We start from the raw sequence: 25035 nt of genomic DNA, 5'->3' as shown, positions 1-25035 counted from the left end.
AGATGAAGGCTACGGCGCGGGGAACGGCATCAATATCCGTTTTCTGCAGGATATCTATCCGCTTTTTGCAATGTGGCGTGACGTCGCACGATGAACAGGGCAAGGCCCGCCGTGCGGAACCGGGCGGCGGAGGGATGACGAAGAAAAAAGGAACCGCCATCCGTTACGGACAGCGGCTCGAGGGGGACTCAATGGTGGCGGCGCAGCGTGTCGGAGGGCAGCTCGCCGAAGGTGCTCTTGTAGCTTTCCGAGAACCGCCCCAGGTGCAGGAAGCCATAGTCCATGGCGATCTCGGTGATGTTGCGGACCTTGGCCGAGGGGTCGCTCAGGCGGCCGTGGATCTGCTCCAGCTTGCGCTGGCGGATATAGGACTTGGGCGTGGTGCCGACCTTGCGCTCGAACAGCATGTACAGCGAGCGCAGGCTCATGTTGGCCAGCTCGGCCAGTTGCTCCACGGAAATGTCCTTTTTCAGATGCTCGTCGATGTAGTCGCTGATGCGCCCGAACGACGGGCAGCTGTCGCCCAGCGGCTCGCGGCGCACGTTGTTGGCGAGCATGAACAGCAGCTTGCCGGCGATGATACGGCTGTACTGCTCCTGGATCTGTGGCACGCTCTGCTCGGCCTCGGCTTCCTGGCAGATCAACCCGAGCAGGCTGTCGAAGCCCTCCAGTTGCTGCAGGTTGTAGCGATTGTTGGTGAAGCGGACTCCGCTGCTCGGCGCCTGCCAGTGGTTCTCGCTGCAGGCGGTCTGCAGAACCGAGGCCGGCAACTTGACGATGAGCTTTTCGCAATCGTCGGAATAGGTCAGGTCGACCGGATCGTCCGGATTGATCAACAACAGCTCGCCAGGGGTGAAGTAGTGTTCCTGGCCATTGCCCTTCCACAGGCAATGCCCGCGCTGCAGCAGTTGCAGGTGGTAGATGGTCTCCAGCGCCGGCGAGGAAACATGGACGCTGCCGCCGTAGCTGATCCGGCAGAGGTCGAGCTTGCCGAACGTGCGGTGGCTGAGGCTGGCCTGCGGGCTGCCCGTGCGCGGCAGGCGAATGCAGTGCGAGCCCACATGCTGGTTGACGTATTCCGAAACGGCATGCGGGTCGGCACGCTCGAAAATCCTGCTCTTGGCTTTCAGCAGACTATCCATCACAAGGCACTCGCATAATTTTTATAGTTGCGCCGACGCTGCGACTTCGCCCGGCACCGTCCTCGTTACGCACAGGCAAGCGGTGCGCAAGCGAATCGACTCACGACCAGTGATATCGGCTGTCCGAAGCATAGGAGATTCGACCAAGGGCCGACACCCGGGCCGTTCGGTGACCGAACGCTTTTTACCGAAACAACTGGCTGCTCAGGTCGGCGCTGGCCGCCTGGAGAATCGGCAGGAAGCGTTTTTCCAGCTCGCTTGCCGAGACGCGCCCGGCATGGGTGCTGACGTTCATCGCGGCCAGCACGTGGCCGGTGGAGTCGTAGACCGGGACCGCGATCGAGCGCAGGCCCTGCTCCAGCTCCTGGTCGACGATGCACCAGCCCTGCGCCCGCACCTGCTGCAGGCATTCGAGCAGCGCCTCGGGGGTGTACAGCGTGCGGCTGGTCTTCATCTGCAGGTCGGCATGGGCCAGGTAGTCGCGCAACTCCTCGTCGCTTCTGGCCGCCAGCAGGATTCGCCCCATCGAGGTGCAATAGGCCGGCAGCCGGCTGCCGACGCTCAGGTCTACCGAAATCAGCCGTTGCGGCACCGCCGAGCGCGCCAGGTAGAGCACCTGCTCGCCTTCCAGCGTGGCCAGGTTGCAGGCCTCGTGCAGCTGCTCGCTGATGCGGTCGAGAAACGGCTGCGCCGATACCGCCAGCGGCGTCGAGGACAGGTAGGCATGGCCCAGCGTCAGGACCTTGGGCAGCAGCGAATAGGTCCGCCCGTCGGTGGTGACGTAGCCCAACTGCATCAGGGTGTACAGGCAGCGCCGCACCGCCGCGCGCGGTATCTCGGTGCGGTGGCTGATCTGGGCGATGGTCAGGTGGCGCTTGCGTTCCTGGAAGGCGTTGACCACCGCCAGCCCTCGCGCCAGCGACGACATGAAATTGGGATCGCCGGCGAACTGCTCGATGCGTCGGGCCGGCGACGGCACGGCCGGTGGCGGGGCCAGTATGGGGGTACGCTTCTCGTCCATGGCTCATTCCCGTGCGAAGACAGCTCAGGCGATTATCGAACGCAGTGCTCGATAATCGTAACGCACTGAGCATATCCCAACCGGGCGGGCCGGGCTCGATGCGGGTTTTACAAGGTGTATGCTCGGTACATTCCTTGGTGGCCAATCCAGGCGAGCGGAGATGCCCATGTACCTGCCCGATGCGAACGAGCGCGACCTGCTGCTGATCATCGACGTGCAGAACGACTTCTGCAGCGGCGGCGCCCTGGCGGTTCCCCACGGCGAGGCCGTGATAGAGCCGATCAACCGGCTGTGCGAACGCTTCGCCCACGTCGTGCTCACCCAGGACTGGCATCCCGCCAACCACCACAGCTTCGCCAGCAGCCATGCCGGGCGCAGCCCGTTCGAGCAGATCGAGGCCCCCTACGGCCTGCAGACGCTGTGGCCGGACCACTGCGTCCAGGGCAGCGTCGGCGCGGAGCTGCATCCACAGCTGCGGGCAACGCACGCCGAACTGCTGCTGCGCAAGGGCTATCGCGCATCGATCGACTCCTACTCGGCGTTCTACGAGAACGACCGGGCCACGCCCACCGGGCTGAGCGGCTACCTGCGCGAGCGTGGCTTCGAGCGGCTTTTCCTCTGTGGCCTGGCACTGGATTACTGCGTGCTCTACTCCGCGCTCGATGCACGCCGCGAAGGCTTCGCGGTGACAGTGCTAAAGGATGCCTGTCGCGGCCTCGACGTGCAGGGCTCGGTGGCCACGGCACTGACGCAGATGGCCGCCGCCGGCGTCGAGCTTCGCTGAGCGGCCCGCCAGTCGCCGGCCGCGGCTTAACGGATCAATGGTCATGAGCCCCGACCGCTCTTCTACTATGGTTAGCCTCGTGATGGTTAGCGGGTCCACCGGCCGTTGGGGCAAACCGGGCTCGTGCTACGAAGGTGGGCCGATCCCGATTGTTCGAAGGAGTTCGCCATGCTCACGAAGCTCTTTTTCGCCGGTGACCTGATGTGCGGACGCGGTATCGACCAGATCCTGCCACGGCGGGGCGACCCTCACATATACGAGCCCTATGTGCAGCATGCCGGCGATTATGTGCGCCTGGCCGAAGAAAAGAGCGGCAGGATTCCCAGCACCGTCGACTATGCCTATCCCTGGGGCATCGCCCTGGACGCACTCAGCTCGCGACGGCCGCACGTGCGCCTGACGAATCTCGAAACCTCGCTGACCAGCCGTGGCGAACCCCGCCCGCATGGCCTGCACTACCGGATGAACCCGGGCAACATGGGCATCCTCGAGGTGGCCGAAATCGATTGCTGCTCACTGGCCAACAACCACGTGCTCGACTGGGGCGAAGACGGTCTCAGCGATACGCTGGAAACCCTCGACAGCCACCACATCCGCCACGCCGGCGCCGGCCCGAACGACAGCGCGGCCGAAACGCCCGCGGTCCTGCCCCTGCCCAACGGTCGCAACCTGCTGGTGTTCGCCTACGCCACGCGCGACAGCGGCGTGCCGCCGGACTGGGCAGCCGATGCCCACGAACCGGGGGTCGCCTGGCTGCCCGACCTGTCCACGCATACCCTGCGCCGCGTCGCCCAACGCATTCGCTCGCGCAAGCGCCCCGGGGATCTGGTGGTGGTTTCGTTGCATTGGGGCAGCAACTGGGATTTCGGACTGCACGAGGAGCAGACCCGCTTTGCCCGCGACCTGATCGACGAAGCCGGCGTCGACCTCATCCACGGCCACTCGTCGCATCACGTCAAGGCGCTGGAAGTCTACCGCGAGCGGCTGATCGCCTACGGCTGCGGCGACCTGCTGAACGACTACGAGGGCATCGACGGGCATGACGACTATCGTGGCGACCTGGGCCTGCTCTACTTCGCCAGCCTGAATGCCGACGGCCGGCTGGCCGCCCTGGAACTGCTGCCGATCAAGCGCGCCCGGCTGCGCCTGACCCAGCCCGACGCCACCGAGCGCGACTGGCTGCGCCAGGTACTCAGCCGGGACTCGGCACGCTTCGGCTGCAGCCTGGAGCCGACCCCCTACGACAGCTTCACGCTGACCTGGCCGGCCACGTATCACTGATACCGTCTTTCGGCAACCGGCGGTTCGGGCAGAGGCTTTCTTGCTAGACTACGCGCCCTCGAAATGCCGACACGCCCGCACCATGCCAAGCGATGGTGCCGGCGGAGCCGGCCAGCCCGCTGCAACAGACACGATTCGATGCCCCAAGAAGCCGCCACCCCAGCACTCACGCGCCCCACGCCGCCGTCCCGACGCTTTTCCGTCGCGCCGATGATGGATCGGACTGACAGTTGTAATTTTTCTTTATTTATCAAAAAATTACAAAATCAAAAAAACTTGCTTTAGCAGTTTTTAAGCAACGTATCGTCAAAACCACCTTCCGATGGCAATGGCAACCAGCGTGCCCCCAGAGGACGAGCAGCTTCAGAGCTTTAGCATTTTGGGCTGGTGGTGAATGAGGGATTCGAACCCTTACAGATGTACATCGAGACCGGCCAGGGCCGCGTTTTTCCAGCACTGCATTCTGCCTAGACGGTCAGTAGCGGTGTAAAGAGGCTGGGGTTTTGCTCCAAATTTGCCCCAAACCAGCAGCCAAATATCTCGTCGTACTCCCTACTTTTTAGTAGAGCGAACTGTCATCTGCTCGCATTGACTGGCCCACTCCTTCTTCGTGCCCTGGATTGCACCAAGCAACGGAGCGAAAAAGATGACCGGGGCCTGTATAGCTGCAGCCTTAAACTCACGGAAAAAATCTTTCATTTGGACTCTCCTACCTAGGACGGAGGCGCTGGTGCTGTACTCAATTGTAGCGCCGCTACAGCTGGTGTACGGCCCGACCTGATTTATGAGCCATTCGGCTTGTTAATTTGATACGAGGCCCCCTCTCCGGCTCCTCCTTGCCCGATGCGACCGGAGCAGGGAGCACGTGCATAAATAGCGCAAACGAGAGTTTGTGCCAACGCTCGAGTCTCGTGAAATGCCCCCAAGATGAGCGCCAAGCAACAACGCGCAGATGCAAGGCATCTGACACCTAGCGAACAATGCACTTGGACTCTAGCCACTGCTCTTGCACTTCTCGGAAGTCATGGATACTAGCCATGTCACTAACACAATTCACCCGACAAGCGGGGTAAGGGGAAATAATGATTCTAGTCACTGGATTGATTTTGGCGCTTCCCGCGCTCATTTATTGGCTCTGGAAGCAAGAAAGCATCTACGCAAAACAGTCCCACCAGAAATGGCTGCGGTATCCTGATGTAGAGCTCTATATGAGCAAAACCATGCATGGAGGAAGAAAGTTAGGCCTCGCCTGCAATCACTGCGGATCACGTAGCATTCGCCAACTTGGTTGGGAAGAGAGAAATGATGCGCGACGACTGCATAAGTGCAACCAATGCAACACCTTGCTTTATCGCAGCTATCGCTAGAAGGCACCCTGTGAACCCGCACATCAGACACATATCAAGATACTGTCGCGCTTAATGGAAATTAAGCCTTCAGGACACATGGGCAACTCTCAAAATTAGCGCCGCGTTACTCGCTAGCGGGTAACGCGCACGGACCCACTGAGCAGCTAACGCTCAACAGCCTCTAACTAAAAGAGACAATAATGACGTTACTTTATGTAGTTATCGGCGCACCAACGCTCCTACTGCTTATCGCCGCCATTGGAATACCAATCACTAAACACCTCGATCGCAAAGCGCTAGAAAAAAACAAACATATCAACCTCAAAGAAAGAATCCTTCAAAAGCGGCTAAGCAACAAGCGATAATTCAAAATCAACTTGCGTTTAGCCACTGACAAAGCTAGCACTGCTTTATCTCCCCCTCCTCTCGACTTGCACTTTCCAGAATAGCCGGATACTGGAAATGCCAGAGACCTCTGGCTCAGAGTCTTAAATTACCAAGCGAGATATTAGGATATGAAAAACCTCAGCAGAAGACTTCTTAGCCGCCTTTTCAGCAATAAGCCTAGCAATGGCTACAAAACCATCGTTTATCCAACACAAGGGTGCTCGTTAGTCATTCATGACACGCTAGACTTCAGCCCACTGACAACCGGTGTGCTTCTCGATAATTTGGCCGATCATTGGATTACTGAAGAGACACCTTCAATTCAATCCGAACCTATAGACCGGCACGCCCAAGACTTATTTTTTGAATCACCCAAATTCGACATTAATCCAGCCACCGGCCTTCCGATGCCGGACGGCGCAGTTGACGTAGCAGGAAATGCTTTCGGCACGACCAACCTTAATGACGTGTTGGACTCGAATTTCATCTAGCGATCACTCGCTAAGTGCGCTGCAAGGCATCCCACAACTCATCAGATTGCTCAAGCATTACTTCATGCCCGCAATCTGCCGCCAACTGATGAGCATCTTGCTCTGCGCACACTGAGTCTATCGGCAATACGTGAAGCCTTTACTCCCTTTTTCTAAGGAAAGCAGATGATAATTAAGCTCACTAAAATCATGATGCCTATACTCCTTCTCACAGGCTGCATCACTAACTATATTCCCCTGCCTGGCGAAGCACGCATCAAGTATAAAAACACCGTGCTTGGCTACCACCAGCCCAGCTACGGCACGCTGTTTTATGCCAATAAAAAAATTCAAGATCTATCGCTGTATAAAGACCAAACCTCGATGGTGATGGCACTGCACGGCTACCCCAGCCTGCAAGCAGTGCCACAGGGGCAATTCACAAAAGCGGCAGCTGATGGGGCGAGCGCCGAATATGCCGAGATGTACCGCAGCATGCCGCCTGCAAAGACTGAGGCAACGAAAGCACAGCATGGTAATTACATATCGGGGAATTTGGCGGATCTAGCGGTAGGTCAAGGCAGCATGCCGGCATTGATGCTCGCCGGTGCCCTTGCAGGACAAGATAACTCTCGAAAAGACCCGCGTTATTCATTCTCCAGCATCCTGTGCTTTAAGCCTGTAGAGGGCTATGACGCTGACCGTGCCATTAGAGCTTGTTGGGATGACATAGAGAACAGCATAACCTCGCTACCACAATATCGAGAACCTGCAGAAGTTACCCGCACTTGGAACGTTTTCCTGAAAGTACCCACACTGAAAGGTGAAGATGGACGCGTACAAGCGCTACTACAACGTAGCCAGGCAGAATATGTGAAGGGTTTTGCTCCGAGGGAATTGGGCGGCTATCCGGCGCATATTTTCTCTGTGCAAATTTCTTTTCGCACTCCCAAGGACGATAAGACTAGAACCACTCCCGAGCTGTTACGAAAATTGCTTGCCTCGAACAAGCCAGCCAACTTGGTCTACTTGATCACTGAAAGACCAGAATGGAATTTTACTGGCAGAGGAGTTCCTCTCGGCCTCGTTTTTTAGGTTGAAAGTACCTACCCATAAGCAAATGGCCGCCTGTTTACTAGGCGGCCACAGTTTTCCCGACCGATTTCAGGCTCTCACTACTTAATTTGCTTCCGGCTATACAGCATCTATAAACGTTTAATTTATCGATGAATCTTTATGTCGGCACCAATCATGAAGTAGCCCACCACCACCAAAGCTCACTGATTATTTTGGATATTGAGGTCGATATGGATGATTCTTTCGACTTCCTCATGAGCCACACCCATTCCACGCAAAATGTACTGGACCATACTCTCGACAGCACTGACAGGGCGCCCGCCCTCGAGAATCTTCCTCAGCAGAAACAACATTCCACCGATGATGCAGTCGACCGTGGAATCGATGTCCACCACGTCGAAGGCACCCTCGTTGTTGCCAGTCAGGATGTCACGGGCAAGGGGATTACCCATGGTTGAGATCATGTCGTTGATGCTGTACATCGAGTGCACCAGAAACCAACCCCATACCGGGTCGGTGAGACCACGGTTGTTGGCGCTGATGGAAAATTGACCCACCCTGCCGATTGAAATTTGACCCAGGGCGGATTGCTGATTTTGTTACCAGCAACTGTGGATAAGTCTACCAGCGCAGCTGCTGTTGCCCCCACTCCTTCGCTAGCCCAGTTCAGTTGTTTAAGACCTGCCACACGCAGCCATGTAGCAGGCCGTCGTCGCCATGAAATCAGAACGGCTCATCGTCCTCCGGTTCCTGGCCGCCCTTACGCTTTCGCTCCCGTGATTTGATCTTGGCCTGGGCCGCCAAGCTACTGTGTTGCAGGCGATAGGACTCGTTACCGGTTTCGACGATGTGGCAGTGGTGGGTCAGCCGATCCAGCAGGGCGGTGGTCATCTTGGCGTCGCCGAACACGCTCGACCATTCGGCGAAGCTCAGGTTGGTGGTGATCACCACGCTGGTGTGTTCGTACAGCTTGGACAGCAGGTGAAACAGCAACGCACCGCCAGCCTGGCTGAACGGCAGATAACCCAGTTCGTCGAGGATGACCAGATCCATGCGCAGCAGTGCCTGGGCGATCCGCCCGGCTTTGCCGTCGTGTTTTTCGCGCTCCAGCAGATTGACCAGATCGACCGTGGAGTAGAAGCGCACGCGCTTACCGTGCCGGGTGATGCCGGACACGGCCAGCGCGGTGGCTAGGTGGGTTTTACCGGTGCCTGGCCCACCGATCAGCACCACGTTCTGCGCGGTGTCGGTAAAGCTCAGATTGGCCAGCTCGCTGATCAAGCGAGCGTCGGCGCTGGAGGCGCTGAAGTCGAAGCCGGCCAGATCGCGGTGCATCGGCAGCTTGGCCATGTTCATCTGGTGGCTCACCGAGCGCATGGCGCGATCTGTGTGCTCTTGTTCCAGCAGGTGTTCGAGCAGCCACTTGGACGAGGCTGTGTTCGACTCACCCTGTGCAGTTAACTCCGCCCAGGCCGTGGCCATGCCGTGCAGGCGCAGCTCCTTGAGTTCCGCCATCAAATCACGCATGACCGACCCCCTCGGCCTGGCCACGCAGGCGGTCGTAGCGCGCCGTGTTAGCGACGGGGGCTTCCTTGAGCGACAAGTGGGTTTCGACGCTGGGTGGTGGTTCGGATGCTGTCAGCCGTGCCACGACATTGAGGATGTGTTCGGCGCTCAGGCTGCCGCTCTCCAGTACCAGCTCAACGGCTACCAGCACGGCATCGAGCCCGGCGACCGGTACGGCAGCCAGAACTTGCGCCATGATCCGGTCACCGCCGGCATGACGCCCCAGACCGTGCTTAAGCTGACGCAGCGGCGCCGGCAGATCAGCAAAGGGCGCGCCGTTGCGCAGCGCACCGGGCTTGCGTTCGATCAGCGGGAGGTAGTGCTGCCAGTCATAGCTGACCTGGTCGCGATCCAGCAAGCGGACATGGCTGGCGATCAGCGCGTCGTCAGCCACTACCTCGATTCGCGTCGGATACAAACGGCTGCTGACCCACTTACCCGCGTACTCACACGGCACCGAGTAGCGGTTGCGCCCGACGCTGACCAGGCAGGTGCTGGAGACCCGCGCAGGCCGCTCGACGTAACCGTCGAATGGCGCTGGCACAGGCATCAGTTCAGCGCGCTCCAACTCCAGCACTTCGGCTACACTCAGCCCGCTGTATTGAGGGTGCGTCAGCTCGTTCCAAAGCGCGCGGCAGCGCTGGCCCAGCCAGGCATTGAGTTCCTCGAAGGAGTGAAACTGGCAGTCCTGGGCGTCTAGCCAGATACGCCTACGGCTGTCTTGCACGTTCTTTTCAACGATGCCCTTTTCCCAACCAGCGGCGACGTTGCAGAAGTCCGGATCGAACAGGTAATGCGCGCACATCACCGCAAAGCGCGCATTCACCGCCCGGCCTTTGCCCTTATTGACCTTGTCGACGGCGGTCTTCATGTTGTCGTAGATGCCCCGGCGCGGCACGCCGCCCAAGGCGCCGAACGAGCGTGTATGGGCGTCAAATAACATCTCATGGCCCTGGCTCGGATACGCCACAAGCCAGAACGCACGGCTGGCACACAGCTTCAGATGTGCCACCTGCATACGCCGGTAAATGCCGCCGACCAGCAAGCCTTCCTCGCTCCAGTCAAACTGAAACGCCTCGCCAAGAGCAAAGGTCAGCGGCACAAAGGCCTGCGACGCCTTGCCCTGTCCCCCTCGCCAGGCACGGATAAACGCGGTGAGCTGGCTGTAGCCACCGTCATAACCATCGGCTTTGATTTGCGCCAACAGCGCCTTGGCACTGCGCCGCTGTTGCTTGGGGCGCAGCGAATCGGCTTTTAGCGCCTGCTCTAGCGTGGCGTGAAAAGGGCTGAGTTTGTTAAAGATCGCGCGGCGTTGGTAGACCGGCGGCTTGGCCTCAGGTGCTCTGACCCACTTGTGAATCGTGTTGCGCGCCAGCCCGGTGCGCTTGGCTATCTCATGCAGCGACAGCTTGTCGCGGAAATACATCCGCCGAATTTTGCCCATCATTTCCATACTGATCACCCTGTGTTCTCCTGCTCAAAAATTGAGCAGAAGCAGTTGAACACCTGGGTCAGTTTTCAGTCAGCAGAACAGCCTCTACTGGGTCAGTTTTCGGTCAGCGGGTACACAGCGACCGCGGCAGTCAGTACTGCTCAACGGCTTATCAGGGTCTAATCCGCGCTCATCAGCTGCGATGCAGTATGAGCGCGAAAGGCAACTGCTACGACAATGCGTGTGCGGAGAGCTTCTTCCACAGCCTGAAGGTCGAATGCATCCATGGCGAGCGCTTCATGAGCCGCGCCCAGATGCGTGAAACCGTGTTTGAATACATCGAAACCGACTATAACCGCCAGCGGCGACATAGCACGCTGGGGCACATCAGCCCGCAAGCCTACGAGGCCCGGATGAGTGCTTGAAACTGTGTCCACGGTTGCTGGGCAAGATCAAATCCGTGGTTTGGGTACTTTGCCGGTACTGCCGCCTTTGGCGTGTTCAATTCCATTATGCTAGGACTCCACCACGGAAAAGAAAACGCCGGACGCAAGCGAATGTTTGAAGACATACGGGACAGGTTTGGTGAGAAGGCCGCAGAGTTAGCGTGATAAGAAAGCCACTTCGGTGGCTTTTTTATAACTTGCCGTGCAGTGGCTCGGCTGAGCTGATGGTCGCTTCGCTAAGAAGAGCAAAAGAAAAATAGGGTCGAACCCTAACGGTTTTCGGCCCGTTCGGAAAACGCGAAACGGTCGGGTAAAAAATCGGATTTTGAAAATTTAGCGTCGGACTCTATTTGGCATTTAGAGTTGAATGGTAAAAAATATTTTCGTTTGCCTATTGACAAGGCTTTTCGTTGATTTTAAGCAAAAATTTGGCATATCAAAAAATGGAAATATCGCTTTATTGATATAAAAGTTTGGAAAAATAGGGCGGTAATTTTGAAAGATTTGGCTAAATGTTAGGCTGCTAAATTATTGAAATTTTGGTTTTTTGGGGTGGAATTTCGCGTTTATCACAGTTGTAATTTTTGAAAAACGGGTATCCGGATTAAGTGGTTGATGGGCCTTCCAGCCCCATCCAACCCTTAGTCCTTCCAGAAGGTTGATAGATCGACACCGAAGTTCTTCTCAGGCTCGGGGAGTCCCATGTTGTAGGTCATGGTGGCTCTGCCCAGAAACGGGGATTCCTTGACTTGTGGCGCCTTCTTCTTGTGCTTGGTGGTATAGAGCATCCGGGCTCGCATTACCTCGAACGAATAGCCCCGGCCATCACGGTTTTTGTCCTTGGCTAGGCGGTTTATCGACTACGTGAAAGCGTTGGTGATCGGGATGTCGGTCTCAAAGTAGGTCAGCATCTCTTCACGCCAGCCACTGACGGCGCTGACGAGATCCTTCCAAACCTCCTTCTGCCCCTGGAGGGATGTTGTCAATCCAGGTGGCGAGAGCCTGTTCGGCACCACGCCGATTGGTACAGTCCCAGATATGGTAGAAGCGCTCCTTGTGCTCGTAAGCCGCCAAGAGCTGGGGGGAATGCTCCTGTCCAGGTCTCCATGATGAGCCGTTCGCGGTCTGAAACGTCGTGAGCGCGCTTCAGCAGGATTTTCCGGTCACCTTTGAGGGTCCGGCGCTGATTGGGCTTCAACTCCTTCCTTAGGCCTTTGCGGATCTTCTCTAAGGCCTCGTTGGCCATGCGCACGACGTGGAACTTATCGACCACGATACGGGCCTGTGGCAGCACCGTCTGGAAGGCGCGGCGGTAGGGCTTCCACATGTCCATGCTGACGATCTCGACCTGGTGGCGGTTGGCCATGCTCATGAGGCGTCTTGTCACCCTCTCTTGCTGACGACCGGGTAGCAGGTCCAGCAGGGTGCGCTCTTCCAGATTGGTTAGGATGCAGCAGAGCCCTTGGCAGCAGTCGTGCATCAGGAACGTACAGCTGGCTCATGAAGGCGTGCCGCCTTATCAAGGCCCAGGACGCGCCTATTCCGGAAGTCAAGCATGCGATAGCGAAGACGCTAGGCGATTCAGCGGCGGCGGCTGCCTGGTTGATGTCGTATTTCCGCCCAAATAAAGAGGGCGACACCGAGGAAGATCCATACGTCCGCTAGGTTGAACGATGGCCAGTGCCACTGGGCATAGTGAAAATCGAGAAAATCCTCTACGTAGCCTAACCGCAAGCGATCTGCGACATTGCCCAACGCGCCGCCGAGGATCGCACTGAGGGCGAGCCGATAACTCAGTACGCGTGGTGAACGCCAAAGCCAGTACACCAGTAATATCGAGATAACCAGGGCCAGTCCGATGAAAAGCGGCTGCTGCCAACCGCCGACATCCGCGAGAAAGCTGAAGGCCGCCCCCGTATTGTGGCGGTGGACCCAATTGAAGAAGGGTGCGGCAGGCACGCTTTCACCATGCGCTAGCATGGTGCTGGCAAGGTACTTGCTCGCCTGATCGACAAACAGTAACAGGAGCGAGAGCCACAGCCAGCGCATCGCCTTTCCCGGCTCGTGGGCTTTCTCTGCGAGCCGACTGCCATAAGTAGACATATCCCCTTCCTCCTGACCCAATCTAGAATTTGCTCGCTGCTAAATAACAAGCGTCATGTACCCAACCGATGATGCCGACGAATTCGACGGAGCAGGAGCAGGCCGAGTCCGAGTGCGGTCAGGCCAAGAACAGGCCAATCCCGCCAGCGCACATAAGGGGGCGCGCCAGTTCGCGGTGTCACTTCGGCGCTGAGGGTGGCCACTTCGAACTGCGGAGCACGCTTGAGCACTTTGCCCTCATGATTGATGGCTGCTGTGATACCGGTGTTCGTGGCTCGAAGAAGGTCACGTCCGGTTTCGATGGCACGCATGCGTGCCATCTGGAAATGCTGGAGGGGGCCGAGCGAGCTGCCGAACCAGGCATCGTTGCTGACATTCACCAGTAACTGCGCTTCGGGCAGAAGCTCAGTGACTTCGGCACCAAAGACCGCCTCGTAGCAGATGAGTGCCCCTACGGGCACCCCTGCTGCATTCAGGACGTGCGCTTCCCGTCCCGGTGTGAAGTCGGACATGGGCGCCCCGAGCACGTCGAGGGCCGACCCCAAAAGATCCCGAAACGGAACATATTCACCGAAGGGCACCAGGTGGCGTTTGTAGTAGAAGCCTGAGGGATCGGAGAGGCTTACCACGGCGTTGTAGGTACGGCCCTCCGCCTCGCGTACCGGGACGCCAATCATTAACGATGTGCCTGCCTGATCGGCTAACGCCTCAAGCTCAGCAAGATATGCTTTGGCCTGGTCATGCCACATCGGGATTGCCGCTTCTGGCCAGATCACGATATCGGCTCCGAGATGCTGCGCGGTAAGCGCCTGATAGCGCTCAAGTGTGATGTCCCGGTATCTCGGGTCCCATTTCTTGTCTTGCGCGATGTTTCCTTGCAAGAGGACGACATCGATCGGGTCAGCGGCTGGCTGCGTCCATTCACGATCCAGCAGTTGCAAGCCGGCGAGGGTAGCGACTAACACGGCACCGACTACCGCAGCACGGCGCAGGCTTGGCCCCTGGACAACCCAGGCAAGCCCGCCAGCGAGAAGTGCCACCAGTAAACTCACGCCAAGCACGCCAAAGACGGGAGCGATAGTGGCAAGTGTGGTGTCGGTCTGGCTGTAGCCAATGAAGAGCCAGGGAAAGCCGGTCAAGAACCAGGTGCGCATCCATTCACTCAGCACCCATGCCGCAGGTAGCCCTAGCCAGAGTGCCATTGCATCCATCTCAGGGCGCAGGCAGCGCACGAGGTACGCGACGCCCCATGGAAAGAGGGCGAGCAGCGAGACAAAGGCCGCCGTGACTAACACCGCCACCACGGGGCCATTGCCGTACTGGCTAATGCTGATAAAGACCCAGGAGACACCCACGCCGAAGTAGCCAAGGCCAAAGAGGTAGGCCGACCACAGCGCCTGACGCCTTGAAGACTGCGCGGTCAGGACAAAAAATGTTGCCAGAGCGATCACCGCAAGCCATGCCCAGCCCACAGGGGCAAAGGCAAGCGGCATGGCGCCTCCAGCAAGTAGAGCCATCCCCCCTGTCAGAAGCGGCTTATAGCGCACGCCCGTGTATAGGCTAGAGGGTAGCGCGCACTTATCACCCAATGCTCTCTCGCCTCCGAATCCAGGATCAACCCTGTGGCTCATGCTTTCTTGCTCCGCTTAATCAAGCTGCGTCAATTCATTCGGCCGGCTGGCCAGGGTGGCAAAGTGAATGTTTCTGGACTCGACTAGGTGCGCCGTAAGCTGGGAGCTGCTTCGTATTCGGCCAGCACGACAGTGGCTGTGTTGGGGAGCAGTACGTTAGCTTTGCGATACCACCCCTTCCAAGCCCGCTGATACCAGAACGAACAGGACGAAGCCGCCTATGAAAGCCAGCGGTGAGATGTGCGTATCGTCACCGCTCTCGTGAGCCTCGGAGACCATATCTTCGATGGCAGCGACCGTGAGAAGGCCTGCCGTGAACGTCAGTGCCGCTAGCTTAAATGCCTCCGGCTGGTTCCTGAGTACGAAGTAAGCAAAGACGGCTGCCGAGAGCACAGGAATCGCGAAGGAAGCAGAGAGCAGTATCCGCTTGCTACGAGGGATTCCTTTATCTTTCATGGTGGCGATCGTCGCAAAGCCCTCAGGAACATCGGCGAGAACCTGACCCGCCGCCAGGATTATCGCGACCGACGGTGAGACCGCCGACCCCGCCCCGATCAGGAGGCCATCGCTGAACAGGTCGATGGATACGGCGATATAGATCATCCAGACACTCGTCTGACCGCCTTCTCCCTGCTGGCCTTGTCGCTTCTGGAGACTCTCAACGAGCTTCTCGATACCTACGTAAGCAATGCCGCCCAGCGCGAAAGCGAGGGCGATTACCCAGGCTGAGAGGTTCTCTAGCACGCGCGGCATGATTTCAACCGCCACCACCGCAATGACGAGGCCGGCAGCGCCGTGAAGGGCGTAATTGAGACGGCGCCCGGTAGTTCGGGAGGCCTCCGCAGCGAGCCCACCACTAAAATTGCCTAAGGCGGGCAACAGCGCCAGGCCGAGTACCAGCCAGATACTATCCATCATCTTCCTTCCTTGGTTGATTCCTAGATACGCTACCTTGCTGGCTCCGAGCCTTCGCGCTATATGCTGTCGTTCAGGCCTAGCGCGCTTGTACAGCCACTTCGATCAAGTGTCCCAGGCATCGATAGCTGCGTACCGTGCAGCCTCACCCCTTGAGCGCCAGGATGCGCCGAGCGCCGTTGAGGACGATCAGGCCCACGATGGTACCGATAATCAGGTCAGGGTAGCTGGACCCCGTCCAGGCGACCAAGGCACCGGCGGCGATGACGCCCATGTTGATCACCACATCATTGGCCGAGAATATCCAGCTTGCCTTCATATGCGCGCCGCCTTCGCGGTGCTTGGATATCAACAGCAGGCAACCGGTATTGGCGATCAACGCGACGAAGGCGATCGCCATCATCATCAGCGATTCAGGCTCACTACCGAAAACAAAGCGTCGCACCACCTCGACGAGTACGCCGATAGCCAAAATCAGTTGCAGTACCCCTGCCAGATGCGCGGCACGTACCTGCATTTTCGCACTGCGCCCTACGGCATAGAGAGCCAGGCCATAGACGGCTGCATCGGCAAACATATCCAGGGAATCAGCGATCAGGCCGGTAGACTGGGCGATCAGGCCAGCAGTCATTTCCACCACGAACATGATCGCATTGATACCGAGCAACACGCGCAGAGTGCCTGACTCCTGCGTAGCAGAGACTGCCGAGCTCTCAGCGGCCTTGATCGTCTCTGGGTCGGCAATGACGGTTTCCTGAAGAGAGGCGCCTAGCCCCAAGGTCGCCAGTTTCGCGGTAATGGGCTCAGCCTCGCCGTCATGCACGACCTCCAATCGGCGGTTCGACAAGTCGAAGGACAGCGTTCGAATCTCATCAAAGCCGTTCAGCGCCAAGCGGATCATCCGTTCTTCTGAGGGACAATCCATCTTCGGCACAGCATACACGCTGACCCATTCCCCTGACGCTTCGGAGGAGACCGGCATATCGGTATCCGCTGCAGGCGTTGCATCGCAGCTACATGGGCCACCACAGGCTTTACTCACGATACGGCTCCAGTTAACCAACATAGATTGCTAGTATTAAAAACTATATAGCTACTATAAGGTCAATGGGAAAGATGATCCGTTGAGGAGTAAGCCTGATGCGCATTGGTCAGTTAGCCCAGATAGCGGGTATCGACACGCAGACGATCCGCTTCTATGAGCAGCAGGGCCTGTTGCCGCCGCCAGAACGGCAGGAGAATGGTTACCGTGTCTATACCGAGAAGCATGGCGAGTGGCTTGCCTTTATCCGCCGCTGCCGAATTCTGGACCTGTCACTGACAGAGATTCGCGAGCTACAGAGCTATCAGGACGACCCTCGCCAGCCTTGTACCGCCGTCAACGCCATGCTCGATGACCACATCTCTCATGTGCGGTCGCAGATAACTGCTCTGCAAGCGCTTGAGCAACAACTCGTTTCACTGAGGGCGAGTTGCAACGAGGGTCGGGAGATCAATGCCTGCGGCATCCTGACGGGGATCAGCGAGGAGAGCAAACAACAGCTGTATAGGGCTAGCTCAGGACGTAAGGACTGAGCAGAGACATGCCGGACCTTGCAGTGACATTGTGAATGCATGGTGTGTTGATCGCGAAGCCTCACTGCGTATCTCGGCATGCGAACCTGGGCGTTGCTGCAAACTTGCAGGGGCCGTGAAGAAGAGTCGTCATCAACCAGGTAATCCGCTGAGCTGATGGTTGGTTCCGTCATCATGATATGAGCCAATCAACCAAAAAATCCGGATACCCTGAAAAACCTACCAGTGCTTTTTGTTCGTTAGTCCGTAAAAAAGGAGATCCAAAATGGGCGAGTGGTCTGATTATTTCGAGGATTTTCCAGAGGAGAATCCGGCTAATTATGATGAAAACGGACGATATGACCCTAATGGTATTCAAAGACAAGAACGGGCAAAAGCAGACTACGCCCAGCAGCGTTTAGATGAGGTTTTGAAACAAAAGGGTGTTTTTCACAGGCGGCCAAGTAAAGAATGATCTTGCCCACTTGAAGGCTTGGGAGTGACGGGTACGGTTCTGTTTCATCGGGGTAGCGGTTCTTGCCATGGTTCACCTCGTTGCAGTTTATCGCTTAACGGGGTGTCCACTCGTGCTGGGCAAGATCACTTCCAACTACTCCCCCATCATCGTTCCTGTACAACCTCGCCCACTACCCAGCGGTTCGATGAGGAGAGACTGCCCGCCCATTCTGGGTCGATGTGATTAACGAGCGGTGGGTAGGGTCAGTAGGTAGGCGCTGCTGGCTTCGCCAGAGCGGAATCCTTCAGCAACCTCCATAGACGCTGGCCGCCCCGTAATCGTTTCCGGCCGATTCTGTTTAGAAGAGCCCATCTCGATTTTGGCCCATGAAAGAGCGTGAGTGACGTTGAAATCTGGTTCGATCAGAAGGCGGAGCTGTATTGGTTTTTACGTAGCAACGCCGAAACCGAGCGCTTTCTGAGCGGCCGAAAAGTAGCTCTTTCAGAAGCCAACTGTTTCAACAGAATCGGCCGAAGTCGGCCATTGGAATTCTACAAAACAAGGGCGACTTACAGCTTTACTTCATGCACCTTCATTTCCAGGTCGTAAAATTTAAGTATCACTGACGGCTCACCCTCCCAAAAATAATCATTAAAAATCACCATGTCCAAGTGATCAGAATAATAGCTATAGGTATCAAGCTCAGGTTCCGACCTTTTCTTATCATTAAGCACCAGGTGACATCTATATTTATAAATTCGTCCAGGTAAACCAGAAACAATCTCTACTGCAAGCTTTTGACCAACATGCTCACATATGTTAGTTACTTCTTGGATGCCCATATCAAAATTGCGGTTTCGCTCTCTCTTATAAGTAACAACTGGCGCCGCAGGAAATCCCGGATGAAATTTAGCCCCCACTGAATAAACAATATTATTCAGAGGATCAACCTCCATAAATCCTTTATATGCATAAAATTTATTGAATGTACCGTCGCTCTGTCTAAGCCAAAGCCTATCTCCGTCCTTTATGCCTTCCTGCCCGGTTTTAGGAACTTTAAATCCGATATAATATTTATTCGTAGCGCTCGCCTCTGGTCGCTCTAGTTCGCTTCTAACCTCATCTGTTAACTGGGCATTGGAAATCGCAGGCGCAAACAATGAAAACAAAGCTACAAAAAATCTAATGCTGGGCATCTAAGCGCTCCTAGTCCACAAATAACAAACCGCAAAAATTATTATGCTAGTCGGGCTCTACAAATAACTCTGGCCTTCCCTTGTTATAAATGGCCCTTGGGCGCTCTTTATATTTGCCTGGATCGTAAATATAGATCCACTCTGGAGCCGCTTCTGAGTAACTATCCACCCCCTTTCCTCCGACTATGGCTCCGAGATATAGAGGCCCCCATACTTTTTCCTGAGCTCGCATGAAAGACGGCGCCTGCTGTAATTCAGGAACATATCCAGACATCAGTTGAAACAGCTGTACAGGAGATTTGAAGCCGAGGTCTCCGTAGGGAAGCCCAATCACTTTTGGCTTCAAGTATTTTTCCTGAAAATCTTGATCACTAAAATTTTCATCGTAAAAGCTACGAATGATGCGCTTATTGATATTTTCTACCAATTTAACCGCCTCTTCGCCAGTGGCAGCTTCACTAACAGGAACCCAGGCTACGACTTGAACCATTTGTGATGGCGGAGGGCTAGCCGATCCTCCAAGAATAATCATTGCAGGGTCAAGAGATAATGCCCCGGCAACCATAGAGTCCATATTTACAGAACTACCACCACTTTTCTCTAGCAACTTATTGTACTTTTCACGTGACATGTCTTTAGCGGGAATATCCATTGCATCAGCAATCTGAAGAGCTGTGGACGGCTCACCTGTTCTTGGGATTAACCCACACCCTGAGAGAGCGGCCACCACTAAAGAAATTATAATTAAATTCAGCCTCACTAACGTACCCCTCTGATTGAAGCTGGTTACCAAGTAAATTTAAATATTGACACTCGGCCTTGTCGCTTGAAATCTTATGAATCTCATAAGGCGATTCTCACTCCACGCATGGCGATCAAGGCCTAACCGCCAAGATATGGCAAAATGACACCTTTGATTAGTGTATACGTGCGCCAACCATATAGACAATCAAAAATATCAGACTACCTAAGAGTTGCGATCTGCTCAGCTATGTGGACGCCGCCCGAGCTTTTGTGTAGTCCATGTTATGAAAGCCAAACACAACGGCAGTGCTTCTAGCGCAGATCGGCCTGTCTAGAACACAGTGGATGAGTGACTGCTTCTGGCCGGTTAGCGACGGTCTGACTTCGACCGTCGCAATATATGGTCAGACCTCGGTCTGCTCCGCCATTTCCAGAGCGTCATCGACCTCAATCCCAAGATATCGGACGGTGCTCTCAAGCTTCGTATGGCCGAGCAGAATTTGAATCGCCCGTAGGTTCTTCGTCCTGCGATAGATCAGCGATGCCTTCGTACGTCTCATCGTGTGTGTGCCATACATGGCAGGATCTAGGCCAATGGCTTTTACCCAGCCTTTGACGATACGAGCGTATTGACGAGTGGATAGATGGTCTGATGTATGCAGCCTGCTCGGGAAAAGGCAGTCCTGGCTCCGGAGCTGTGCTTGATGTATCCAGGCGGCGAGAGCAGACCGTGTTTCCCTAGTGTGCGCTCTCTTGCTTGGATGGCATTACGTTCTGGCCCAACGTTACTGTAGCGAATCCGCAGCAGTATCAATCAAAGCCTCCTGTATCCCGCGTGAAGAAAGACGCTACGTTGCGCCCGTTCTTCCACGGCTTCGCTTGCCGCCCCGCTACGGCAGATTCGAAGTATTCATCGAAATGTCATCCTTTAGAAGCAGTGCGTTAACAAGGAATTTCTACCCTTTGCATCGCGAACCGCAATTGTGCGGCCAGCAATATTGCGAAAGGTGATCAAATGACGCCCCATCCGATACAGGACGCCGTGCTGCGGGTCGACCGGTTGAGCGTCGTCTATCCAGGCGGCGTGACAGCCCTACGCGATACCTCGATTGCATTTCGGCGTGGTGAGTTCACCGTGCTGCTTGGTCTCTCGGGCGCAGGCAAGTCGACCTTGCTCCGTAGTCTCAATCGACTCGTCACGCCCACTGGCGGCAGTGTCACCAGCGAACTCGGTGAGCTCGGCAGCGGCTCGGCCTTGCGTCAGCATCGTCGGCGTACCGCCATGATCTTTCAGCACCACCAGCTAATCGAACGTCAAAGCGCACTGGCTAATGTGCTTACCGGTCGGCTGGCCTTTCACAACACGCTCCGCTCGCTGTTTCCTCTGCCGCGTGCCGATCAGGAGATTGCGCTCAGTTGCCTCGCTCGGGTCGGTCTGGCAGACAAGGCGCTAAGCCGGGTGGACAAACTGTCCGGTGGCCAGCAGCAGCGGGTAGGCATCGCGCGTGCGCTAGCGCAACAGCCGGCGATCATTCTGGCCGATGAGCCGGTAGCCAGTCTCGACCCGGCCACTTCGGTCCGTGTTCTCGGATTGCTGCGCGACATCTGCAAGGAAGACGGCATCACCGCCATCGTTTCGCTGCATCAACTCGAATATGCCCGCCGCTTCGCCGATCGCGTCGTCGGGCTGGCCGATTCTCAGATCGTTTTCGATGCCGCGCCCTCGGAACTCACCGATGCGCAGCTTGAGCGCATCTATGCAGGCCGCTCTACGACTCAGCCAGCGAATGCTCCGGCTGAACCACCTGTCATGCTCGAACCTTCACTGGAGATGTCCCGATGAAACGCTTATCCGCGCTCTTATTGACTTGCTTGCTGTCCGCTGTTTCAAGTTTGTCCGCCCTAGCGGCCGATGCCGATCCGGATGTGCTAAAGGTTGCCCTGCTGCCGGACGAAAACGCCTCCGAGCTGATCAAGCGTAACCAGCCGCTGAAGGATTATCTGGAAGAGCATCTGGACAAGAAGGTGCAGCTGATCGTAACCACCGACTATTCCTCGATGATTGAGGCGATGCGCTTTGGCCGTATCGACCTGGCGTATTTCGGTCCGCTGTCCTACGTCATGGCCAAAAGCAAAAGCGACATCGAGCCCTTCGCTGCCATGGTCATCGACGGCAAGCCGACCTATCGCTCGGTGATTATCGCCAATGTGGCGTCAGGCGTGAATGAGTATGCCGACCTTAAGGGCAAGAAGATGGCCTATGGTGACCGGGCATCGACGTCCAGCCATTTGATTCCCAAAACCGTGCTTCTTGAGACGGCCGATTTGACGGGTGGGCAGGACTACGAACAACATTTTGTGGGCACGCATGACGCCGTTGCCGTCAACGTGGCGAACGGCAACGCCGATGCGGGTGGGCTGTCGGAGGTAATTTTCAATCACGTAGCCGAACGTGGCCTAATCGATCCGAGCAAGGTGAAAGTACTTGGTTACAGCGGCGAATACCCCCAGTACCCCTGGGCGATGCGCTCGAACCTGAGCCCCGAGCTGAAAACAAAGGTGCGGGATGTATTCGTCGGTATCGACGATCCCGAAGTGCTGCGCAACTTCAAGGCCGAGGCCTTCGCGCCAATCACCGACGCCGACTACGATGTGATCCGCAACATGGGATCGCTGCTCGGCCTCGACTTCGCCACGATGTGAGCACCGATATGTCTACTCATTACGACGTGCAGGCGCTGCCTGCAGAGCAACGCGAGCACATCCTTCGAGGCTTCGGCCTCGGTTGGTGGCGCCAGCTGGGGCAGGTGGCGATTGTATTCGGAGTGGTGCTGTTGGCCTGCTGGTACGTGGGGCTGCTCGATGCCACCACGCTGCTGAACGGGCTGCCCTCCATCGCGACCCTGGCAGGCGAGGCCATGCCGCCAGACTTTTCGGGCTATCGAAGCTGGATTCGCCCCTTGATCGACACCTTGGCGATGAGCATCGCCGGTACGGCCATCGCAGTGGTGTTCTCGCTGGTGGTGGCCTTCGTTGCAGCGCGCAATACGGCGCCGCACCCCCTTGTGTTCGGTGTTGCCCGGGTGCTGCTCAATGCCCTGCGGTCGGTGCCGGAGCTGATCATGGGCATCATCTTCGTTGCAGCCGTAGGGTTCGGCGCCTTGCCGGGCGTGCTTGCCCTGGGTCTGCATTCGGTCGGCATGGTCGGCAAGTTCTTCGCCGAGGCCATCGAGCACGTCGACGAAGCGCCGGTGGAAGCCGCTCGGGCGGCGGGGGCTACGCCGATGCAAGTGCTGCTGCACGCGGTTTTGCCACAGGTGACGCCGCAGTTCGCCGACGTGGCGATCTACCGCTGGGAATACAACTTTCGCGCCTCCACCGTGATGGGCATGGTTGGCGCCGGCGGTATCGGCTTCGAACTCATGGGCTCGCTGCGCATCATGCAGTACCAGGAGGTTGCAGCAATCCTGCTGGTCATCCTGGCCATGGTCACGCTAGTAGACGCCTTCAGTGGCGTGCTGCGCAAACGTTTCAAATAGGACAAACCATGCTGCCGAAACTCGTTATAACTCACCGAGTACACGATGAGATCCTGCAACTGCTGGCGCCACATTGCGAGCTGATGACCAACCAGACCGACAGCACGCTGACGCGCGAGGAAATTCTGCGCCGCTGTCGCGATGCTCAGGCGATGATGGCGTTCATGCCCGATCGGGTCGATGCAGACTTTCTTCAAGCCTGCCCTGAGCTGCGTGTAGTCGGCTGCGCGCTCAAGGGCTTCGACAATTTCGATGTGGACGCCTGTACTGCCCGCGGGGTCTGGCTGACCTTCGTGCCTGATCTGTTGACGGTCCCGACTGCCGAGCTGGCGATCGGACTGGCGGTGGGGCTGGGGCGGCATCTGCGGGCAGCAGATGCGTTCGTCCGCTCTGGCGAGTTCCAGGGCTGGCAACCACAGTTCTACGGCACGGGGCTGGATAACGCTACGGTCGGCATCCTTGGCATGGGCGCCATCGGACTGGCCATGGCTGATCGCTTGCAGGGATGGGGCGCGACCCTGCAGTACCACGAGGCGAAGGCTCTGGATACACAAACCGAGCAACGGCTCGGCCTGCGCCAGGTGGCGTGCAGCGAACTCTTCGCCAGCTCGGACTTCATCCTGCTGGCGCTTCCCTTGAATGCCGATACCCAGCATCTGGTCAACGCCGAGCTGCTTGCCCTCGTACGGCCGGGCGCTCTGCTTGTAAACCCCTGTCGTGGTTCGGTAGTGGATGAAGCCGCCGTGCTCGCGGCGCTTGAGCGAGGCCAGCTCGGCGGGTATGCGGCGGATGTATTCGAAATGGAAGACTGGGCTCGCGCGGACCGGCCGCGGCTGATCGATCCTGCGCTGCTCGCGCATCCGAATACGCTGTTCACTCCGCACATAGGGTCGGCAGTGCGCGCGGTGCGCCTGGAGATTGAACGTTGTGCAGCGCAGAACATCATCCAGGTATTGGCAGGTGCGCGCCCAATCAACGCTGCGAACCGTCTGCCCAAGGCCGAGCCTGCCGCATGTTGAATCCGGTCTGGCTGAAGAGCCTGGTAGCGATCGTTCAAACAGGCAGTTTTCAGAGCGCGGCGAGGGCGTTGGGGCTGGCCCAGCCGACGGTGTCGCAGCACTTGCAGAAGCTTGAAGAGCAGGTCGGCGTAACGCTGGTGCAGCGCAGTCGTAGCGGCTGCCAGCCTACCACACGGGCGCTGGCCTTCATGCCGCATGCGACCGCCTTGCTCGACATGCACGCCCGGGCGCTAGAAGCCCTGCATGGCAATCGTGAGCGCGTCGGGGCCAGCTCCAACATCGGCACCTACCTTCTCCAGCCATTCGTGCGCAACTATCTGACGACCGCAAATGAGAGGGGCGAGGTGGATCTGCGCATCGCCGCCAACCCGGATGTGGCCGACCAGCTACTGGCGGGCCAGCTCGACGCCGCGATCATGGAATGGTGGCTACCTCACCCCGACTTCGAATACCGCCTCTGGCGGGTCGAGCCGCTGGTGCTTATCGTCAGCCCCGACCATGCGCTGGCTGAAGCAGGGTGCATAGAACGTGATCGTCTGGTGGACCTGCCGATGCTGGGAGGTGAACCGGGTAGCGGTACCGGACGGCTTCTGACCGAATACTTTGGCGAACTGGGCGTGCCTCGCAGCGGTATGCAGCTAGGCAGCACCGAGGCAGTCAAACAAGCAGTGAGGGCGGGACTCGGCGTGTCGTTGGTGATGGCTTCCGCAGTACAAGACGAAGTTCGCAGTGGCGCGCTGGTAGCTCTTCCCATCCCGGGGCTTGAAAAGCGTCTCCAACTGATCTGGCGCAAACCTCCCGGAAATCTGCACCCGCCGGGATTTGTGCGGCACTTATTGGAGGAGGCAGATCTAGCTGGATAAGGTGATGGATGGTTGCGATCCAGCGCTTGGCTTGTCAGCCTAGGGAAACTCTGAAAAAG

Annotated in this window: 24 protein-coding genes and 2 pseudogenes; 12 read left to right on the top strand and 14 right to left on the bottom strand. The window is 57.3% G+C overall.

Features of this window, described 5'->3' with window-relative positions; all coding sequences use genetic code 11:
• Positions 1–188: 188 nt before the first annotated feature.
• Positions 189–1142, bottom strand: coding sequence for an AraC family transcriptional regulator (locus CXK94_RS21385; protein ID WP_102895799.1), 954 nt, complete (start codon positions 1140–1142; stop codon positions 189–191).
• Positions 1143–1326: 184 nt separating this feature from the next.
• Positions 1327–2163, bottom strand: a complete 837-nt coding sequence (locus CXK94_RS21380; RefSeq protein ID WP_102895798.1) for an IclR family transcriptional regulator — start codon at positions 2161–2163, stop codon at positions 1327–1329.
• Positions 2164–2329: 166 nt separating this feature from the next.
• Between CXK94_RS21380 and pncA the strand changes: the two genes are divergently transcribed.
• Positions 2330–2947 (top strand): bifunctional nicotinamidase/pyrazinamidase, encoded by a 618-nt coding sequence (gene pncA / locus CXK94_RS21375; RefSeq protein ID WP_102895797.1) that lies wholly within the window; start codon positions 2330–2332, stop codon positions 2945–2947.
• Positions 2948–3115: 168 nt separating this feature from the next.
• Entirely contained in the window at positions 3116–4228 is a 1113-nt protein-coding gene (locus tag CXK94_RS21370) for a CapA family protein (RefSeq protein ID WP_102895796.1), read from the top strand.
• A 552-nt stretch (positions 4229–4780) separates the two neighbouring features.
• Here the strand turns inward: CXK94_RS21370 and CXK94_RS22505 are convergent.
• Entirely contained in the window at positions 4781–4927 is a 147-nt protein-coding gene (locus tag CXK94_RS22505) for a hypothetical protein (RefSeq protein ID WP_160312630.1), read from the bottom strand.
• A gap of 1165 nt (positions 4928–6092) precedes the next feature.
• Here CXK94_RS22505 and CXK94_RS22355 point away from each other — a divergent pair.
• Both CXK94_RS22355 and CXK94_RS22350 read left to right on the top strand, forming a co-directional pair.
• Positions 6093–6455 carry a hypothetical protein gene (locus CXK94_RS22355; protein ID WP_125482551.1) on the top strand — a complete coding sequence of 121 codons (363 nt, stop codon included), beginning with the start codon at positions 6093–6095 and terminating at the stop codon, positions 6453–6455.
• Positions 6456–6620: 165 nt separating this feature from the next.
• A complete protein-coding gene (locus tag CXK94_RS22350; RefSeq protein WP_049324903.1) occupies positions 6621–7529 on the top strand; it encodes a hypothetical protein in 909 nt (302 codons plus the stop codon).
• A 182-nt stretch (positions 7530–7711) separates the two neighbouring features.
• Here CXK94_RS22350 and CXK94_RS21365 read toward each other — a convergent pair whose 3' ends face one another.
• The 3 genes from CXK94_RS21365 to istA form a co-directional block, all read right to left on the bottom strand.
• Entirely contained in the window at positions 7712–8068 is a 357-nt protein-coding gene (locus CXK94_RS21365) for a hypothetical protein (RefSeq protein ID WP_325162802.1), read from the bottom strand.
• Positions 8069–8234: 166 nt separating this feature from the next.
• Positions 8235–9038, bottom strand: a complete 804-nt coding sequence (istB, locus tag CXK94_RS21355; protein WP_003459721.1) for an IS21-like element ISPst3 family helper ATPase IstB — start codon at positions 9036–9038, stop codon at positions 8235–8237.
• Positions 9031–10530 carry an IS21-like element ISPst3 family transposase gene (istA, locus tag CXK94_RS21350; protein WP_102895794.1) on the bottom strand — a complete coding sequence of 500 codons (1500 nt, stop codon included), beginning with the start codon at positions 10528–10530 and terminating at the stop codon, positions 9031–9033. Before istA ends, istB begins: the two co-directional genes overlap by 8 nt.
• A 53-nt stretch (positions 10531–10583) precedes the next feature.
• On the opposite strand from istA, the gene CXK94_RS21345 reads away from it, so the two are divergent.
• A complete protein-coding gene (locus tag CXK94_RS21345) occupies positions 10584–10934 on the top strand; it encodes an IS3 family transposase (protein WP_411848266.1) in 351 nt (116 codons plus the stop codon).
• Positions 10935–11596: 662 nt separating this feature from the next.
• Here the strand turns inward: CXK94_RS21345 and CXK94_RS21340 are convergent.
• The 5 genes and pseudogenes from CXK94_RS21340 to CXK94_RS21320 form a co-directional block, all read right to left on the bottom strand.
• Positions 11597–12408: pseudogene (locus CXK94_RS21340) on the bottom strand (ISL3 family transposase); the annotation flags it as partial.
• Between the two features lie 128 nt (positions 12409–12536).
• Entirely contained in the window at positions 12537–13058 is a 522-nt protein-coding gene (lspA, locus tag CXK94_RS21335) for a signal peptidase II (protein ID WP_008930575.1), read from the bottom strand.
• Positions 13059–13111: 53 nt separating this feature from the next.
• Entirely contained in the window at positions 13112–14551 is a 1440-nt protein-coding gene (gene lnt, locus CXK94_RS21330) for an apolipoprotein N-acyltransferase (RefSeq protein ID WP_009686176.1), read from the bottom strand.
• Positions 14552–14845: 294 nt separating this feature from the next.
• The gene (locus tag CXK94_RS21325) at positions 14846–15607 is read right to left on the bottom strand and encodes a ZIP family metal transporter (RefSeq protein WP_009686175.1); all 762 of its coding nucleotides are present in this window, start codon (positions 15605–15607) and stop codon (positions 14846–14848) included.
• 142 nt (positions 15608–15749) lie between these two features.
• The gene (locus CXK94_RS21320; RefSeq protein ID WP_008928737.1) at positions 15750–16646 is read right to left on the bottom strand and encodes a cation transporter; all 897 of its coding nucleotides are present in this window, start codon (positions 16644–16646) and stop codon (positions 15750–15752) included.
• Between the two features lie 98 nt (positions 16647–16744).
• Here CXK94_RS21320 and cadR point away from each other — a divergent pair, with 98 nt between their 5' ends.
• Positions 16745–17179, top strand: coding sequence for a Cd(II)/Pb(II)-responsive transcriptional regulator (gene cadR / locus CXK94_RS21315; RefSeq protein ID WP_008175821.1), 435 nt, complete (start codon positions 16745–16747; stop codon positions 17177–17179).
• A 265-nt stretch (positions 17180–17444) separates the two neighbouring features.
• A complete protein-coding gene (locus CXK94_RS21310; protein ID WP_080977921.1) occupies positions 17445–17633 on the top strand; it encodes a hypothetical protein in 189 nt (62 codons plus the stop codon).
• Between the two features lie 551 nt (positions 17634–18184).
• Here CXK94_RS21310 and CXK94_RS22345 read toward each other — a convergent pair.
• From CXK94_RS22345 to CXK94_RS21300, 3 genes and pseudogenes are all read right to left on the bottom strand, one after another.
• A complete protein-coding gene (locus CXK94_RS22345) occupies positions 18185–18811 on the bottom strand; it encodes a hypothetical protein (protein WP_125482550.1) in 627 nt (208 codons plus the stop codon).
• A gap of 46 nt (positions 18812–18857) precedes the next feature.
• A complete protein-coding gene (locus tag CXK94_RS22340) occupies positions 18858–19571 on the bottom strand; it encodes a hypothetical protein (protein WP_135265874.1) in 714 nt (237 codons plus the stop codon).
• Positions 19572–19959: 388 nt separating this feature from the next.
• Positions 19960–20298 (bottom strand): annotated as a pseudogene (locus tag CXK94_RS21300) (tyrosine-type recombinase/integrase); the annotation flags it as partial.
• Positions 20299–20570: 272 nt separating this feature from the next.
• Between CXK94_RS21300 and phnC the strand changes: the two are divergent.
• Genes phnC through CXK94_RS21275 form a run of 5 tightly spaced genes read left to right on the top strand, consistent with a single transcriptional unit; the run spans position 20571 to position 24976 of the window.
• The gene (gene phnC / locus CXK94_RS21295) at positions 20571–21398 is read left to right on the top strand and encodes a phosphonate ABC transporter ATP-binding protein (protein ID WP_003118432.1); all 828 of its coding nucleotides are present in this window, start codon (positions 20571–20573) and stop codon (positions 21396–21398) included.
• The gene (gene phnD / locus CXK94_RS21290; protein WP_010466255.1) at positions 21395–22258 is read left to right on the top strand and encodes a phosphate/phosphite/phosphonate ABC transporter substrate-binding protein; all 864 of its coding nucleotides are present in this window, start codon (positions 21395–21397) and stop codon (positions 22256–22258) included. Before phnC ends, phnD begins: the two co-directional genes overlap by 4 nt.
• 8 nt (positions 22259–22266) lie before the next feature.
• Entirely contained in the window at positions 22267–23094 is an 828-nt protein-coding gene (phnE, locus tag CXK94_RS21285) for a phosphonate ABC transporter, permease protein PhnE (RefSeq protein WP_010466252.1), read from the top strand.
• A gap of 8 nt (positions 23095–23102) precedes the next feature.
• A complete protein-coding gene (ptxD, locus tag CXK94_RS21280; RefSeq protein ID WP_003118429.1) occupies positions 23103–24113 on the top strand; it encodes a phosphonate dehydrogenase PtxD in 1011 nt (336 codons plus the stop codon).
• Positions 24107–24976, top strand: a complete 870-nt coding sequence (locus CXK94_RS21275; RefSeq protein WP_003118428.1) for a LysR family transcriptional regulator — start codon at positions 24107–24109, stop codon at positions 24974–24976. Before ptxD ends, CXK94_RS21275 begins: the two co-directional genes overlap by 7 nt.
• Positions 24977–25035 lie beyond the last annotated feature (59 nt).

This window comes from Stutzerimonas stutzeri (genome assembly GCF_002890915.1).
Classification (GTDB): Bacteria; Pseudomonadota; Gammaproteobacteria; order Pseudomonadales; family Pseudomonadaceae; genus Stutzerimonas; species Stutzerimonas stutzeri_AF.
Note: the sequence above shows the minus strand (reverse complement) of the source record. Positions and strands in the feature narration are given on the sequence as shown.